Origin of the sequence: Streptomyces hokutonensis (genome assembly GCF_000376565.1) — a bacterium.
In the GTDB taxonomy this organism is placed as follows: domain Bacteria; phylum Actinomycetota; class Actinomycetes; order Streptomycetales; family Streptomycetaceae; genus Streptomyces; species Streptomyces hokutonensis.
In genome coordinates this window covers 1-15,162 of record NZ_BARG01000124.1, presented here as the reverse complement: position 1 = coordinate 15,162, position 15,162 = coordinate 1, and the positions used below count along the sequence as shown (strand labels likewise).

Annotated in this window: 13 protein-coding genes; 7 read left to right on the top strand and 6 right to left on the bottom strand. The window is 68.7% G+C overall.

What is annotated here, in order from left to right; genetic code table 11:
• Positions 1-21: 21 nt before the first annotated feature.
• The 7 genes from SSP08S_RS52590 to SSP08S_RS62305 all read left to right on the top strand — a co-directional run bounded on the left by SSP08S_RS52590 (position 22) and on the right by SSP08S_RS62305 (position 6,542).
• Complete coding sequence (locus tag SSP08S_RS52590; protein ID WP_026179585.1) at positions 22-1,305, top strand: carboxyvinyltransferase; 1,284 nt, start codon at positions 22-24, stop codon at positions 1,303-1,305.
• On the top strand, positions 1,302-2,528 hold the full coding sequence (locus SSP08S_RS52585) for a metallophosphoesterase (RefSeq protein WP_026179584.1): 1,227 nt from the start codon (positions 1,302-1,304) through the stop codon (positions 2,526-2,528). The genes SSP08S_RS52590 and SSP08S_RS52585 overlap by 4 nt, the downstream gene beginning before the upstream one ends.
• The gene (gene dcd / locus SSP08S_RS52580) at positions 2,525-3,064 is read left to right on the top strand and encodes a dCTP deaminase (protein WP_019075690.1); all 540 of its coding nucleotides are present in this window, start codon (positions 2,525-2,527) and stop codon (positions 3,062-3,064) included. Before SSP08S_RS52585 ends, dcd begins: the two co-directional genes overlap by 4 nt.
• Positions 3,061-3,597 carry a dCTP deaminase gene (locus SSP08S_RS52575; RefSeq protein WP_019075689.1) on the top strand — a complete coding sequence of 179 codons (537 nt, stop codon included), beginning with the start codon at positions 3,061-3,063 and terminating at the stop codon, positions 3,595-3,597. Before dcd ends, SSP08S_RS52575 begins: the two co-directional genes overlap by 4 nt.
• On the top strand, positions 3,594-4,691 hold the full coding sequence (locus SSP08S_RS52570) for a glycosyltransferase family 4 protein (protein ID WP_019075688.1): 1,098 nt from the start codon (positions 3,594-3,596) through the stop codon (positions 4,689-4,691). Before SSP08S_RS52575 ends, SSP08S_RS52570 begins: the two co-directional genes overlap by 4 nt.
• An 87-nt stretch (positions 4,692-4,778) precedes the next feature.
• On the top strand, positions 4,779-5,831 hold the full coding sequence (locus tag SSP08S_RS52565; protein WP_019075687.1) for a serine hydrolase domain-containing protein: 1,053 nt from the start codon (positions 4,779-4,781) through the stop codon (positions 5,829-5,831).
• 315 nt (positions 5,832-6,146) lie between these two features.
• Positions 6,147-6,542: a hypothetical protein gene (locus tag SSP08S_RS62305; RefSeq protein ID WP_158697350.1), complete on the top strand. Its 396-nt coding sequence runs from the start codon at positions 6,147-6,149 to the stop codon at positions 6,540-6,542.
• A gap of 331 nt (positions 6,543-6,873) precedes the next feature.
• Here SSP08S_RS62305 and SSP08S_RS52560 read toward each other — a convergent pair whose 3' ends face one another.
• The 6 genes from SSP08S_RS52560 to SSP08S_RS52535 form a co-directional block, all read right to left on the bottom strand.
• Positions 6,874-8,094, bottom strand: a complete 1,221-nt coding sequence (locus SSP08S_RS52560; protein WP_158697349.1) for a lactonase family protein — start codon at positions 8,092-8,094, stop codon at positions 6,874-6,876.
• Positions 8,095-8,227: 133 nt separating this feature from the next.
• Positions 8,228-9,505: a cation:proton antiporter gene (locus tag SSP08S_RS52555; RefSeq protein ID WP_019075685.1), complete on the bottom strand. Its 1,278-nt coding sequence runs from the start codon at positions 9,503-9,505 to the stop codon at positions 8,228-8,230.
• 13 nt (positions 9,506-9,518) lie between these two features.
• Positions 9,519-10,904, bottom strand: coding sequence for a cytochrome P450 (locus SSP08S_RS52550; protein WP_019075684.1), 1,386 nt, complete (start codon positions 10,902-10,904; stop codon positions 9,519-9,521).
• Positions 10,901-12,034 (bottom strand): alpha-hydroxy acid oxidase, encoded by a 1,134-nt coding sequence (locus tag SSP08S_RS52545; protein ID WP_019075683.1) that lies wholly within the window; start codon positions 12,032-12,034, stop codon positions 10,901-10,903. The genes SSP08S_RS52550 and SSP08S_RS52545 overlap by 4 nt, the downstream gene beginning before the upstream one ends.
• A gap of 5 nt (positions 12,035-12,039) precedes the next feature.
• Entirely contained in the window at positions 12,040-13,632 is a 1,593-nt protein-coding gene (locus tag SSP08S_RS52540; RefSeq protein WP_019075682.1) for an NAD(P)-binding domain-containing protein, read from the bottom strand.
• A 707-nt stretch (positions 13,633-14,339) separates the two neighbouring features.
• Complete coding sequence (locus tag SSP08S_RS52535; RefSeq protein ID WP_019075681.1) at positions 14,340-14,966, bottom strand: TetR/AcrR family transcriptional regulator; 627 nt, start codon at positions 14,964-14,966, stop codon at positions 14,340-14,342.
• Positions 14,967-15,162: the final 196 nt, after the last annotated feature.

Sequence of the window (15,162 nt, the reverse complement as noted above, 5' to 3'; positions counted from 1 at the left end):
ACCCCAACCCGGGCCGCAGAGGTGATCGCTGTACGCCCCGGACCTCCGCTCGCCGGCACCGTCACCGTCGACGGCTCCAAGAACGCCGCCCTGCCGTTGCTGGCCGCCGCGGCAGCGCTCGGTCGCCCGGTGCGGCTGACCAACGTCCCGGCCAACACAGACGTGCAGATCATGCTCGCGCTGCTGCAGCAGGCGGGTTGGCACGTAGCGCAGCCTGTAGGGGAGCCGAGCGCTGTGGTGATCCTGCCGACCCAGAGCCGACGTACGCACGCCGAGCTTCCCCAAGCTGCCCACATCCGTGCCTCCTACTACCTGGTGCCCGCCCTACTGGCCCGACACGGGGAGGCCCGGCTGCCGTGGCCGGGAGGCTGTCGAATCGGCGCACGTGGAATGGAACTGCACTTCACGGTGTACGAGGCGTTCGGCGACCGCACAGCAGTCGACGACTCCGGCTACCGCGTCGAAGCCGTCACGCCGCGCACCGGCACCGTCTCGCTGGTGTTGCCGTTCCGTTCGCGCGGGGCGACCGTGGCCGCCGTACTCCGGGCAGTCACGACCAGCCGCCCGTTACGACTGGGCGAGCCCAACCTCTCCCCGGAGGTCCTGTGCGTGCTCGACGCCCTGGAGACAGTGGGCTGGGAAACCCGGACGAGCGAGCGCCTCCTCACCCTCACGCCACCGTCCTCGGGCCTGATCGACGGCATCGCCTGGGAAGTTCCCGGCGACAAGATCGAGGCAGGCACACTGGCGTGCGCGATCGCGGCGACCCGCGGTACAGCCCGCATCGAGGGCGTGCACGGCAGGGACGTAAACCCGCTCATCGCTGCCCTCCGACGGCTGGGCATCCCTGCCGGCGCCGACGCCGGCATTCTCTCCGTCCGTACCCGAGACGCGCGACCGACGAGTCGTGGTCTGCGGGCCATCGCGTCCCTCAGCCCCGGCGGGCTGGACGCCGACTTCGAACCACCCCTGATGGCACTCGCCCTCAGCCTTCCCGGCACCCACCTGTTCGCCGACGCCATAAACCCCGGCCGCCACAGCAACCTGCTGCCCCAACTGGCCCGCCTCGGAGCCGACTTCGAGGAGCTCTCCCCCACCGAGTGCCGCCTGACCGGACCCCAACAGCTCACTGGGACAGGCGTGGAGGCCACCGACATCCGTACCGGCTCCGCTCTCATGGTCGCCGGCCTCACCGCCCAAGGCGTCACCACCGTCGGCGGCCTCGACCAGCTCCGCCGCGGTCACGCCGACCTTCCCGGCAAGCTGCGCGCCCTCGGTGCCGACATCTGCGAGGTCACTCCATGACGCGTCATCGCACCGTGCGGCAGATCGTGGCCACCACGGACGTGCACTCCTCCTTCGACAACACCGCTCCCTTCCTGGCCCATCTCCATGCCCTCCGCCCTACGTCACTCGTCGTGGACTGCGGAGACTTCTTCGAGGGCAGCGGCTACTACCGCCTCGCCCACGGCACCGTCGAACGCGACATCCTGCTCAAGCTCTACGACGTACTCGCACCCGGCAACCACGGCTGGCCCCACCACTTCGAACCCGACCTGCACCGACTCACCGTCTGCGCCAACGCCGTCGACGCCACCGGCCAAGCGCTTTTCCGCCGCCTGCACACCACCCGCATCGCAGGACGACAGGTCGCGATCACGGCCGTGATCGGACAGCAGGCGTTCAACGCCATCCCTGCCGAGCATCGGACCGATCACCGCGTGACCGACCCCGTCCAAGCCCTGCGCGAGGTGACGCGCACCCACCACCACGAAGTCGACGACTGGATCCTGCTCAGCCACTCCGGCTTCGACGAGGACCTCAAGCTGGCAGCCGCCTGCCCCTTCCTCGACGTGATCTTCGCCGGGCACTGCCACAGCGCCCAATACGGTCCTGTCCGCGCCCGAGACACCCTCATCGTCAAGGGCCGCGAACTCGCCGACGGATACGCCATCGCCACACCCGTCGGACAAGGCTGGGGCGCCGCCACCACTCGCTTCTCGGACCGTGCTCCGGCCCGTGTCCCGGCCGAACTAGCGCCGCTGGAAGCAAAGATCAGCAGACTCAGGCGGCAACTGACCGCCGTCCTCGGCCCCGTGACCGGGGCGTATCGACACCGGACTCCCGATCGCCACGACCTGCTCGTCGACCTCGCAGCACGCCTTCGCACAGGACTCGGCATCGACGCGGTCATCCTCAACGAAACGGTGCTGCGTCCCGCCCCGCTCGGCGACACCCTCACCCTGGGGGACCTGCTCGCCATCGAGCCCTTCGACAACCAACTGGTCCACGCGAACATCCCGGAGGACTTCCGCAAGAACCTTGATGGCCTGCTGGCCCATCTCACCGAACAGGCCGGCCCACTCGTGACCGCACCGGATCCCCTACCGGACGGCATCACCAGCGTATTGACCACCGACTACCTCGCCGGCACCTGCCTCGCCGGCCGCACCCACGCCGCAGGGCTGCTGCTCAGCCAAGCCGTCAAGCACGTCCTTACCGCGCCGGCCCACGGAGGCACTCGATGATTCTCACGGGCCCCGAGATCACCGCAGCCGCCCAGGACGGCCGCCTCCGCATCGCCCCCTTCGTCCCCGACCAGGTCAACCCGAACAGCTACAACGTCCGACTCGGCCCCACTCTGCTCACCTACACCGCCGACGTCCTGGACGCCCATCAGCCCAACCCCACCGGTGAGTTCACGATCGGCCCGGACGGATACGTCCTCCAGCCCGGCGAGTTGTACCTGGGTCACACCCTCGAAGAGGTCGGCTCCGACACTCTCGTCCCGCTGCTGTTCGGCCGTTCCTCGGTCGGGCGACTCGGCCTGTTCGTCGAGATCACCGCCCCCATCGGAGACATCGGCTTCCACGGCCAGTGGACCCTGATGCTCACACCGATCCGCCCCCTGCGCATCTATGCGGGCATGAGGATCGGACAGATCATGTTCTTCGCTTCCGTCGGACCGATCGCCCTGTACCGCGGCAAGTACCAGGCAGCAGACGGTCCGCAGCCCTCCGGCTACTGGCGCGACGTGACAAAACTTCGGACGGTGGCCTCGTGATCCTCACCGGACCCGGCATCGCCGCCGCCCGAGCCGCGGGTGAGATCACCATCGAGCCGTACGAACCAGCCCGCCTCTCCCCCAACGCCTACGACTGGCGCCTCGGCGACACCCTGCGCATCTGCGACACCGACCTGGACGCCGCGACCCCCACCCCGTACTCCGAGACCACCATCCCCGCGTCCGGGCTGGTCCTGGAGCCCGGGGTGCTCTACCTCGGCGTCACCCACGAACGAACCGGATCAGAGACGTACGCCCAGTTCCTCAACGGCGACCGCACCATCGGCGCGCTCGGCATCTGGGTCCACGTCTCCGCCCCACTCGGTCACCAAGGCCACGCCATCCACTGGACCTTGGAGATCCGCGCCGCCAGACCCGTCCGGGTCCGTCCCCGGATGACCTTCGGCAAGCTCGTCTTCCTCCACTGCCTCGGCACACCGGCCAGCTACCAACTGCACGGCCTCAAATACACCGCGACCGCAGGCATCGACATCTCCCGCCTCTACGAAGAGCTCGCCGGAGGTACGACATGAGCCCGCTGATCGCGACCGCCCTCGACCTGCCCTTCGGCAGCGCCGGCGGAAGTGTCGAGCTCTTCCTCGACCTCTATACCGGCGAGAACCCTCTCCTCCCTGCCCGCGCTTTCATGCTCGCCCCGCGGCCTCGTCCACCACGTCTGCCTGCGGGACTGGAGTTGATGGACGTGCCGGGCAAGTGCCTGTCCGGGCCGCCGTTCGCCCTGTACGTCAACGCTCTGCGCAGGGCTTTGTCCCAGCTCATCGACCCGGCGGACATCGATGTGCTCCACCTCCAGCACCTCACCTTCGGCGGCACACCGGCCCTGATCCGCGCGCTGCCCACCCGCCCACGCATCGCACTCGTCCACGGCACCGACCTGCTCTTCGCCGAAGCCCGAAACGACCAACTCCGAGTCCTGCGGGAGAGCACCCGCGCCGCCGACACCATCGTCGTCCCCACCGGCGCCATGGCCGATCGACTGCTGAAGCTCGTACCGACCACCAATCGACGGAAGATCACGAACATCCCGTGGGGCATCCCCGACCACCTGCTCACCGAGCCGCCACCGCGTCCCGGGAGGCGTCCAGCCGGACATTTACGCCTGCTCTACGCCGGTCGCCTCACCTCCGAGAAGGGCATGGAGACCCTCCTGCGCGCATTGCCCGCGATCGAGGCAGTCGAACTGAGCATCGCCGCACCGCCCCACCAGTTCCGCACCTTGACCCCGCTCCTGCGTCTGCTCAAGGTCCACGTCCGGTATCTCGGCTGGCTGAACCGCCCGCAACTGTGGAACACCTTCGCCGACCACGACGCCCTAGTCATGCCGTCGACCACGCTCGAAGCCATGGGGCTCGTCGCCCTCGAAGCCCAAGCCTGCGGACTGCCGGTCATCTACCAGCCCGTCCCCGGACTGAGCGACGTCCTTGCCGCGAGTGGCCACAGCACCGACTTCACCAACCCGACGGTCCTCGCTCATGACCTCACCCGGCTCCGCACCACACCTGGCCTGCTCCCGGCACTCCAGGCCGCAGGCCGCGCGAACGCGGCTCGCTATCCCCTCACCGCTACTGCAGCCGCCCTCACCGACCTGGGCAAACAGCTCATCTGACTTGCCCGCGCCGCAGTCAGATCCGTACCAGCGCCTCACTACGCTGACCCACGGGACATCACACGGCCCACGATCGATCGGGAGACCATGGCGCTCGACCTCGACACCGACCCCATCCACCAGCTCCTCCACGACGGGGTCCGCGACAGGGTCTACCCCGGTGCTGTCTGGGCGATGGGCAACAGCCACGGGATCATGGCCAGCGGCACCGCAGGCGTCCTGGATCCCGATCAGCCGGACGAACCGATGCGGCACGACACCGTCTTCGACGTTGCCAGCCTCACCAAGATCCTCGCTGTGTGGTCGACCATCGGCTGTCTCGTCGAGGACGGAAAGCTCCAACTCGACACACCGCTGGGCGACTTCTGGTCCGAGGTGAGCGGACGTCCTTTGGGTCAGGTGACCGCACGTCACCTCCTCACCCACACCGCCGGCGCCCCCCTCCGGGCCAACCTCAGGAACCTCTACGGCACCGATCCCCAGGACGTCCGAGACGGCGTCCTGCGCGAAGCCCTGCACCGGCCGCCCGGCGAGGCCGTGGAGTACACCGACCGCGCCGCCCTCATCCTGGGGTACCTCGCCGAGTACCTCGCCTGCCAGAGCCTCGACGTACTCGCAGCCGACCGCGTGTGGCAACCCCTCGGCATGACGCAGACCCGCTTCGGTCCGTTGCCCGCCGACGCAGCCGCCCGCTGTGCACCAACCGAACTCGACGACAACACGAAGACCCACCTCAAGGGGTCCGCACACGACTTCTCCGCCCGCTTGCTCGGCGGGGTCTGCGGTATCGCGGGCGCCTTCTCCGTCCTCGACGACCTCGCCACGTTCCTGCGCTATCTTCTCGCCCCAGCCCAGGTGAGCGAGTCACCCCGATTCGGCGTCTCCTGGATCAAGGAATCCCTGCAGGTCCACACAGGTGAGCTCACCCCGCCCCGTGGCCTGTTCTGGCACCCGGCCCCGGGCACCACACCCAAGACCGACGACGTCTGGGTCCACTACGGCTTCACAGGCACGGGCATGTGGATCTCCCCCGGCAAGGACCGCTGGGCGGCTCTGCTCACCAACAAGCTCTACTTCACCCGTGACCGCGAGCCGCTCACCCAGGTCCGCAATGCATTCCGGTCACTCGTCTTTGCCTGAGCCGGGCCCGTTTCAGGCTTCGAGCAGATGACTGCCAAGCTCGCGCTGACGAGGTGCTCGTAGGCGTCAGCAACGCCGATTACAGCCCCTCCTGGCCAGAGTTGTCGAAGTCCCGCAACACGACGCCCTCAGCTGCGAGTTGCTTCGTATGGGGCACAGACGCATCACTGGTGATCTTCCTGGATGTCTCGCAGAGCCGACCGCAGCCGACTCATGCCGCTCAACCCAGGCGCGGGCCAAAGCCGACCTGTTCACAATGATCCGAACGCGTCCTCGTCATGGCCAGGACGGCTTCGGGTCCGTGGCCAACCGCGCATGGCGCTCGATGTCATAGCGAACGCCTCCGTACTCCAGTTTCTGCCGCTCGGTACCCTGTACGGCAAAGCCAGCGGCTCTGGCCACTCGGCGGGAAGGCGGATGGTTGACCCGGTGGCCCAACTCCAACCGGAACAGTCCGACCTCGTCGAAAACCCAGCAACCAGCTACTGGCAGGCCCGTGACGCAACCGCCCTGGCTCCGGCCGACAGTGCCGTCCCGCACGACACCCAGCCGGTCCGATGGCGCCGGTTCACCATGCTCACGGCGACGTTGCCCAACACCATGTCATCGGTGTCGACTACGGCGAAGCGAAGGCAGTACCTGCTGCCCACTGATCGGCTTGAATCGCGAGCCATCGGCCAGCTGTCTCCAGCGACGCGATCGGCTCGCTGACCTGCCGGATCATCGATGGGTCCGCGAGGGCGGCCAACACCGAATCTCGTTCGAGGCGGCCATGGGCCGAATCACGAGCCGATTCGCCCGGTAAGAGCCCCGCTTGCGCGCCGGGCGGCTGGTGCTGGGCCTGCTGTCGGACCTACCGCCCAAGAACTGCTGGACGAGGGTCCCCAGGCAGACATTGTTCACGCCGACGTTGCTCGGGACCATCCACGGAAGGACTGGTTCTAAGCAACCGCCTCGCCGCCGAGGTGCCGTGCCGTGCGGACAGGGCACAGCACCCCGGACAAGGAACGTCCGGGGTGCTGTGCCCACGGTGGCCGCTTCATTACACCGCGGTGATGCCCTCCATGCCGGACTCGGCGAAGGGAGGCAGTCCGGTGGTCGTGCCGATCTTGGTCAGCGCGCCGTTCCGGCCGATGCGGAAGCCGTCGACAGTGCCCGAGGTCGCGTTCTGCACGTACAGGAACTTCTCGTCGTCTGTGACCGCCAGGTCGATGACGCCCTGGGACTTGGCCGACGGCGGAGTGGCGACGCCGACGTCATTGGTGAGCGCCAACTTGCCGTGGCGGTCACTGCGGTAGCCGGTGACGGTCGAGTTTCCGGTGTTGCCGCCGTAGAAGAAGTCGCCCGCGCGCTCCAGCCAGCACAGCGTGTCCTGGCCGTTGGGCAGGCTCTTTTGGACGACCTTGAGGGTGCCGTCGGCGCGGACGTTGTAAGAGCTGACCGTCGACTCCTTGGCTTCGGCCACCAGCATCCGGCCGGCCTTGTCGAAGGTGATCGCGAACGGCACGCCACCGGCCGAGTCGTTGACCACCGCTCGCCGCGCGGGCCGACCGTCGCGCGTCATCGGGAAGACTTCGAGGGTGTTGGTGGACTTGGTGGTGACGACCAGTTCACGGCCGCCGGGGGTGAACGCGACCTGGCCGGGTGAGCTGCTGAACAGCGGCACCTTCTTGTTGTCCAGTCCGAGCGAACGGTGCGTGTCGTTCAGCGGTGCCAGGCCCTTGGCGGTGAGGCGGAACCCCTGGACGCTGCCCGCGCCACCCGCGTTCATGACGTACGCGAGCCGTCCCGAGACCGCGATGGAGGAGGGGAAGTCACCGCCGGAACTCACCACTTGACGGTTCATCAGTTTCTGTCCTTCGACCCGGAACGACGTCACGGTGCCACTTCCCGCGTTCACGGCGAGCAGCAGCCTCGACCGTTTGTCGTAGACGATCGAGCCCTGGGAGGCGAGCGAGTCGGTGGGCGCGTCGACCTGGTCGCCGCCCTTGCCGCCGGTCGCGTAGGTGCCCGCGGCGCTCAGGCTGCCGTCCTGTGCGCGCTTGAAGACGTGGATCGTGTTGCCGTCGAGTTCGTTGCCCTGGACGAAGACCGCGTGGTCCGCACCGGCCTTCGTCCCGCCCGCTGTGCTGTGCCCGCGCGCCGGCTCGTCCGCCGAGGCGACGGTCACTGCCGTCACGCCTGCCACGGCGGCGAGAATGCCCGCTCCGGCGACGGTCAGCCTGACCTGTAACGGAGACCTTCGCCTGGTGTGCCTGCTCATACGCGACTCCTCGGGTCTTCGCCACGACCACCGATCGGTGGAGGGCGGGACCAGAGTTGTCCATGAGGCGAGTGGGACGGGAGCGGTTCGACGGCTGCGTCAGCCTTCCGTAACAACTGCGCTCATCCCCCGGTCAGTTCAGTGTCGCCACCGGTTCCTCGCCCTCGTGCGCCTCCTCGGCCGGCCGCGACCTGGCGTCCCGGCGGTCCAGCAGGCTCAGCACCGGAACGGTCATGACCGTGGTGACCAGGGCGACGAGCACCAGCGCTGCGAACAGCTCCTCGCTGACGATGCCGGCCGCCAACCCGATGTTGAGGGCGATCAGTTGCATGAGCCCCCGGGCGTTCATGAGGGCACCGACCCGGACGGCCACCGAAGCGGGTTCTCCGCGCAGCCGGGCGGCGGCCCAGCAGCCGCCGAACTTGCCGACCACGGCCAGGACGACCGCAGCGGCCCCGAACGCCGTCACGGACGGATCGGCGAACACGTCGAATCGGGTATTCAGGCCGGAGTAGGTGAAGAACATCGGTACGAACACGACCTGGGTCACGGACTGGACGGTCCGCACCAGGCGTTCGGACGCCTCGCCGCGTGGCATGGCCATCCCGATGCAGAACGCCCCGAACACGGAGTACAGGCCGATGATGTCGGTGAACCAGGCGGCGCAGAACAGCATGGCGACGGTGAACAGGATCCTGGTGTCGGCGCCCAGCCCGGGCCGGGTCACGATCCAGGCCAGCAGGCGGCGTCCCAGCAGGAACAGTACGGCCACGAACAGTACGGAGCCGCCGACGGCCTTCAGGACGGGCTCCACCTTGCCGGAGGCCACGCTCAGCACCCCGGCGAGCATGATCCAGGCGACCGCGTCGTCGGTGGCCCCGGACGCGAGGGCGAGCGAGCCGAACCGGGAACCGGCCAGCCCCCGTTCGGTGATGATCCGGGCCAGCATCGGGAAGGCGGTGATCGCCAGGGCGACACCGACGAACGCGGCCGTCACCCAGACCGAGACCCCGCCGACGAAGATGCCGACATGGCCATGGGCCACGAGGGTCAACCCCACGCCCAGCACCAGCGGAATCCCCACGCCGGCCGAGGAGACCGCGACGGCAGTGCCCGCCAGGCCGCGCCCTGCGTGGGCCCTGAACTCGTAGCCTGCGGCGAACATCAGGGTCACCAGGCCGATCTGGCCGGCCACGTACAGCACCGGCTTCAGCTCAGGTGGGAAGACGTCGGCGGAAATGCCCGGGGCGACCAGTCCGAACAGCGACGGGCCCAGCATCACCCCGGCGATCATCTCGCCGACCACGGGCGGCTGACCTAAACGGCCGGCCACCAGTGAGACCAGACGGCACGTCAGCAAAACGACGACGACGGCCAGGAAGAAGGCGGGAGCGAGCTCCACGGGAGTCATGGTCGCGCTCCTCTCAACGTCCGACGGTGGCAGAGGCGGCGGTGGCGCCGCCGGCGGGCGTGGCGAAGTAGTTCCGGCACAGGCCCTGGCGTCGGGCGTCCCACACCATGTAGCTGCCGAGGACGAGTTGGGTGACGCTGCGGGGGACGGCAGCCCAGCGATCGGCGAGGCGCATCACAACGAGCCGGGATCGCCTGCGGACCGCGGCCCCGGCGCGCGGGATCAGCAGGCAGGGACCGCGACTGGGCAGCGAACGGGTGTGTTCCACCGAGGAGTCGAGCCGGAAGCGGCGCAGGACCTCCTCGGCCGCGACCCGCATGGTGAGGACGGCGAAACCCCGTGCCGGGCAAGGCCGGTTGGCAGTTACCCCGAACGGGATGAACGCGGACGGCCTGGTGTCGGGCTCCAGCCAGCGGTCCGGGTCGAACCGGTCTCCTCCGGACCCCTGGTACTCGGGGTAGTTGAACAACAGGACGGAGCCGGTCGGAATGGGGTCCCGCCCGTCCCGGGAGATCTCTCCGGAGGTGATCCGGTGGGCCACTCCGAACAGCGGAAAGTGCTGCAACGTCTCGTTGATGACCCGGTCCAGGAAGTCCGGGTCCTCCTCGCCGGCCAACAGGCGTTCCTGGACCGGCCGGTGTGTGGCGAGGGCGAGCAGCAGATGGGCCATCGCCTCCGACATCTGCACCACGGCGGTGTTGAAGAACGTGCCCTGCAGGTAGTACGCCTGCTCCGACGCGGTGAGCGAGGACGGCAGCGGCACGGGCGGGGGGTCGTGCGCCAACCGGGTCCGCAGATAGTCCGTGAGTCGGGCCCGCCGGTCCATGTGCCTGAGGCGGGTGCACTTCAGGGCACTCACCACGTCGTCCGCGTTGCCGGTGATCAGGTCCCGGACGTGGCGCGGGCAGGGTTCCCGGAAGACCACCTCGTAGTAGACCTCGGCCCAGACGGGCATCATCAGGTCGCGCAGTCTGACCCGGTGCACGCGCGCGTGGCCGTCGAGTTCGTCGAGCACCCGGCGGGTGCAGCGGCCGACCAGCTCCGTCCACTGCTCTCTGGACAGCCCGGCGAGTATCTGCCGCGTGGTCCGGGCCACGTCGTCGTAGCGCGGGCCGGGCTCCAGGTGCTCCTGGTGCACCTCCGGGCCGGGCGAGAGCCAGTACCAGAACAGATCGGACAGCGCGGCGCCCCGGCTGCGGCCGTTCGCCGCCGGATGCCCGTACACCTTCTTGAACTCCTCGGCGGGCACCTCGCGGCCCGGAGCCCGGACCCCCTCCTCGCCGCCCACCCAGGCGAAGATCCGAACCCGCAGCGCGACGACGATTCTGGGCAGCCAGTACGGCAGACCGGCGACCAGGACCACCACCGCGCCGGTGACCAACCATCCGGTGGGACTCACGCGACCACCCCGCCGAATCGTCGGTCCGCCCCCGGAGCCACGGCGGGGCCCGGCGCGGGCCCCCACGTAGGCACGCGGACCAGATCTGGCGTCAGGTCGGCGAGCCCGGACGCCCCGCACAGGGCCAGGGTGTCGTCGAGTTCGTCGCGCAGCAGCTCCAGCAGCCGCCGTACGCCCTTCTCGCCGCCCTCGGCCAGCGCCCACATCACGGGCCGGCCGATGCCCACGGCGGACGCGCCGAGCGCCAGCGCCTTGACGGCATCGGTGCCGCGCCGGATCCCGCCGTCCAGCACGACCGGGATGCGGCCCGCGACGGCCGCGAGGATCTCGGGCAGCAGCTCCAACGTGGCTGGCACGGTGTCGAGTTGACGGCCGCCGTGGTTGGACAGCAGCAGCCCGTCGACGCCGTGCTGTACGGCGATCCGGGCGTCCTCGGGATGCAGTACGCCCTTGAGCAGGATCGGCAGGGAGGTGGTCCGGCGCAGCCAGTCGACGTGGTCCCAGTTCAGCTCCGGGGACATGGCGATCTGGCGTACGTGGCCGCGCTCGCCGTCGCGCAGGTCGACGAGGTTCTCGCAACGCAGGCCGGGCGGCAGGTCGTTGAAGCCGTTACGCCGGTTGCGTTCGCCCGCGCCCAGCACCGGGGAGTCCACGGTGACCACCAGCGCGGTGCACCCGGCGTCCGTGGCCCGCTTCACCAGCGTCTCGGTGATGTCCAGGTCCGGCTGGATGTAGAGCTGGAACCACAGCGATACGTCGTCACCCGCCGCGCGGGCCGCGTCGGCGATCTCTCCCACCGCCACCGTGGACGCCATGGCCACGATCATGATGGCCCCGGCCGCCGCCGCGGCCCGAGCCGTCGCCAACTCCCCCTCCGGATCGACCAGTTTGTGGAAGGCGGTCGGGGACAGCAGCACCGGCATGCTCGCCCGGCTGCCGAGCAGGGTGATGCCCAGCTCTCGTTCGGCACTTCCCCGCAGCACCCGGGGCAGCAGTTGCAGGCGTGCGAACGCCGCCTCGTTGGCCCGTACGGTGATCTCGTCGCGGGCGCCGCCCGCGATGAAGTCGGCGTACACGGGGTCGAGTTGGGCGCGCGCGGCGAGTTCGAAGTCGTGGACGGTGTACTGCACGCCACTCACCGCCCGGCCGGAGCCGACCGGCGGCCCAGCTCGCGGGCGAAGAACGCGGCCAGCGGGGCGTGGTGAGCCTCCGGGCTGTCCCAGTGGTTCTCCAGGTTCTCGGCCATGTGATGGACGCCGAGGAGTCCGCCGCCACCGTGGTGGCGGATCACCGGGTGGAGGTACGCCGCGTCGAAGGCGTCGTCGACCGAGTTCTGGGCGGTACGGCGCACGGTGATGTCGAAGGGGTCGACCTTGTCGTGGTCGGGGCCGTACTCCAGCGTGACGGTGAAGGAGTCGCCGCTCGCGGTGAGTTGGCTTTCGTGGGCGTACGCGACCGGCACCTCCTCGTGGTAACCGGCCGGTTCGCCGGGCGCCGTGACGATCAAGTCCCCGATCACACCGAACTGTTGCCAGAGCGCCGAGCTGCGGTTGACCCGGGCCACCACGGCGTCCGCCAGCGCGGCCGGGCTGCTCTCCAACTGCCGGTGCGGCCAGGGCCGTTCGTGATGGCGTTCGTCGAGGATGCGGCTCAGGGCGCGTACGGCGTACCGGAAACCGTGGATGAAGCCACCGGTGGACTTCTTGAAGTCGCGCTGCTGCATGAGCGTTCCGGCGAAGTAGAGGCCGGGCACGTTCACCGACTCGTACGCCGTGGAGAGTTCGGCGAAGCGGTCGTCGATGACCAGGGCGGGACGACACTCCGGGGCGAACATCGAGGCGTCGAAGCGGAATCCGGTACAGACGATCACCCGGTCGTAGCGCAGCTCCTTCACGACCTCGTCGGCCCGGGAGAAGCTGAAGCGGACGCGGTACATGCCGTCGCCGGGGCCCTTCTCCACGGAGAGCACGTTTCCGTCCAACAGGGCGTTCTGCGACTTGAGTTGGTAGGTGTCGAGGAAGTTGTTGTTGACCGCGCGGAGATGACCGACGTAGTGGCTGTTCCAGGCCATGCGGATGGAGTGCGGGCCGGCAACATGGATGACCGCGGCTGTCTCGACAAGGTTGTCAGCGGTCTCCAGGGCGGAATTGCCCTTGCCGATGATCAGAACGCGCCGGTCGGTGAAGTCCTCGGGGTCCACGGAGACGACGGAGTAGTCCTCGGCGGTCTCGATCCCGGGAATGTCCGGGGTGTTGGGCCGGGTGAGCCCGGTGGCCATCACGAGGCGTCGGGCGTGATGCTCCTGCCCGTGCTGGTCGGTGACGGTGAAACCGGCGTCGTGACGCCGGATCCGCTCCGCCCGGGTGTCGTAGGCGATGTCCAGCTTGAACGCCTCGGCGAAGTCGGCGAGATAACGCACCAGATCGTCGGCGTGCGGGAAGTAACGCTTGCTGTAGCGGGTGAACAGCATCCGGTCGTCCGGGGACAGCAGGGAGTTCCAGTCCATCCGGAGATTCAGCTCGGGATCGTCGGTGCCGTTGTAAATCTTGTTGATGGAGATCAGCTTGCGGTGGCGGGGGAACGTACGGAAGAAGGTGCCGGGTGCTCGGCCACTTTCCAGGATCCGGTAGCCGTGTCCGGCCGCCTGGAGTAACTGCCCGAGCTGGAGGCCCGCGGGGCCGCCGCCGATCACGAGGTAGTCGAGAGGCTCGCTGTCCGTGGAGTTCATGGATGTCTCTTTCCGCTCCGGGCGGGGCCGGCCCGAAGGCTGGTGGGGGGTGAGAGCCGGCTGGGCGCCGGTCAAGTGGTGGCTCATGGCGGCCGGGGGCTGTCCCCGTATCGGGCGCGTCGCGGGCCGAAGTGCGATGGCAGTGTGGGTACTTGAGTGGGCTGTGGCCTGGAAGGTCCAGCCAATGTCGTGGCACGCGACGCAGTGACAAGCCCGGCCGAATGGGGCTGAGCCGCGGGAAAGGCGGGGATCTTGTCTTCAAGGCGGCGTCAAGCGAGGCGCGGTCGGCCGGAGCGGGGGCCTGATCAGGGGCCAGGTGGAGCAGTTCGGGAAGCAGTCGCAGCCGGAAACGGTGCAGTCTGGGGCTCTGGCAGGGGCATGACAGACCCTTCCATCGGATTTCCCTGTGAAATCTCCATGAGCACCGTAGTGACGGTCGACAGGAAGGGGCAACAGCCGCTTGAGGGATGACAGGGTTTCGACAGGATTACCGGGCGCCCGTCGATCTTGGGAGCGGGAGGAGGAAGGTCCCCGGCGGACAGAACGCGCGTCCGGACCACATGGCTGACACCCCTCCGCCCCGACCCACCCAGGAGGTCCCGACCCACGCTCTCCCCATCAGCCAGGCACAGAGGTACCAGCTCGGCGCGAGGGATGACACGCGGTACCTCGCGGGCGCACGGCGGCCACACGGACAGCAGCGGCCGTCAGGGCCGCTTCACCCTCGACTCGATGTGATCGAGCATCGAGTCCAACGCCACCTCCAACGGTCTGACCTCACGCTGGATCTGAGTGAGCAGGAGACCCCCCTGAAGTGCCGCCAGGGTGGCCAGTGCGAGGTCGTCAGGGTCGCCGTCCAGCTCACCTCGCGCATGCATGGCCCGCAGCCCGTCGCGGATGGCCGTTTCCCAGCGCAGGAATCCGGAAGCCACCGCGAGCCGGGCCTCGGGATTTGTCTCGGCGACCTCGCTGCCCAGCGATCCGATCGGGCAGCCGCCACGGCACTGCAGCCGCCGCTGGTACTCGACCAGGGCGTCCCGCCACCGCCGTAGGCCCGCCATGCTGTCGAGGTCGGCGAAGAGCGACTCCTGCATGCCCAGAACGGCCTCGGTCTGGTGCTCGATCACGGCCAGGAGCAGCGCCTGTTTGTCGGCGAAGTAGTGGTAGATCTGCGAGCCGCTCACGCCGGCGGCGGCCCGGACGTCTTCCAGCGTCGCCTCGGTGACGCCCCGCTCGTACATCAACTGTGCCGCCGCGGCCACGATCCGACGCCGGGTCTCCTGCCCCTTGCGGGTCAGCTTCTTCTCCGCGGGCCGTCGCGTCTCGGTGCTCATGACCGACAACGCTAGCAGATTCTGGATTGGACAACCCATTTTTTGCGCGTAATTGTGGGTCAGGTAACCCAGTCGGGCCGCGTTCAGCGGCCGGAAAACCTGGAAGGACCCAGCATGGAACTCTCCGACAAGGTCGCCCTCATCACCGGTTCGACCGGTGGCATCGGCGCCGAAACGGCCCGGCTGATGGCCGGGG

Bases quoted from the DNA above. Each gene is read 5' to 3' on its own strand.
- SSP08S_RS52585 (WP_026179584.1), top strand. From the start codon at position 1,302: ATGACGCGTCATCGCACCGTGCGGCAGATCGTGGCCACCACGGACGTG.
- dcd (WP_019075690.1), top strand. From the start codon at position 2,525: ATGATTCTCACGGGCCCCGAGATCACCGCAGCCGCCCAGGACGGCCGC.
- SSP08S_RS52570 (WP_019075688.1), top strand. From the start codon at position 3,594: ATGAGCCCGCTGATCGCGACCGCCCTCGACCTGCCCTTCGGCAGCGCC.
- SSP08S_RS52565 (WP_019075687.1), top strand. From the start codon at position 4,779: ATGGCGCTCGACCTCGACACCGACCCCATCCACCAGCTCCTCCACGAC.
- SSP08S_RS62305 (WP_158697350.1), top strand. From the start codon at position 6,147: ATGGCGCTCGATGTCATAGCGAACGCCTCCGTACTCCAGTTTCTGCCG.
- SSP08S_RS52560 (WP_158697349.1), bottom strand. From the start codon at position 8,094: ATGAGCAGGCACACCAGGCGAAGGTCTCCGTTACAGGTCAGGCTGACC.
- SSP08S_RS52555 (WP_019075685.1), bottom strand. From the start codon at position 9,505: ATGACTCCCGTGGAGCTCGCTCCCGCCTTCTTCCTGGCCGTCGTCGTC.
- SSP08S_RS52540 (WP_019075682.1), bottom strand. From the start codon at position 13,632: ATGAACTCCACGGACAGCGAGCCTCTCGACTACCTCGTGATCGGCGGC.
- SSP08S_RS52535 (WP_019075681.1), bottom strand. From the start codon at position 14,966: ATGAGCACCGAGACGCGACGGCCCGCGGAGAAGAAGCTGACCCGCAAG.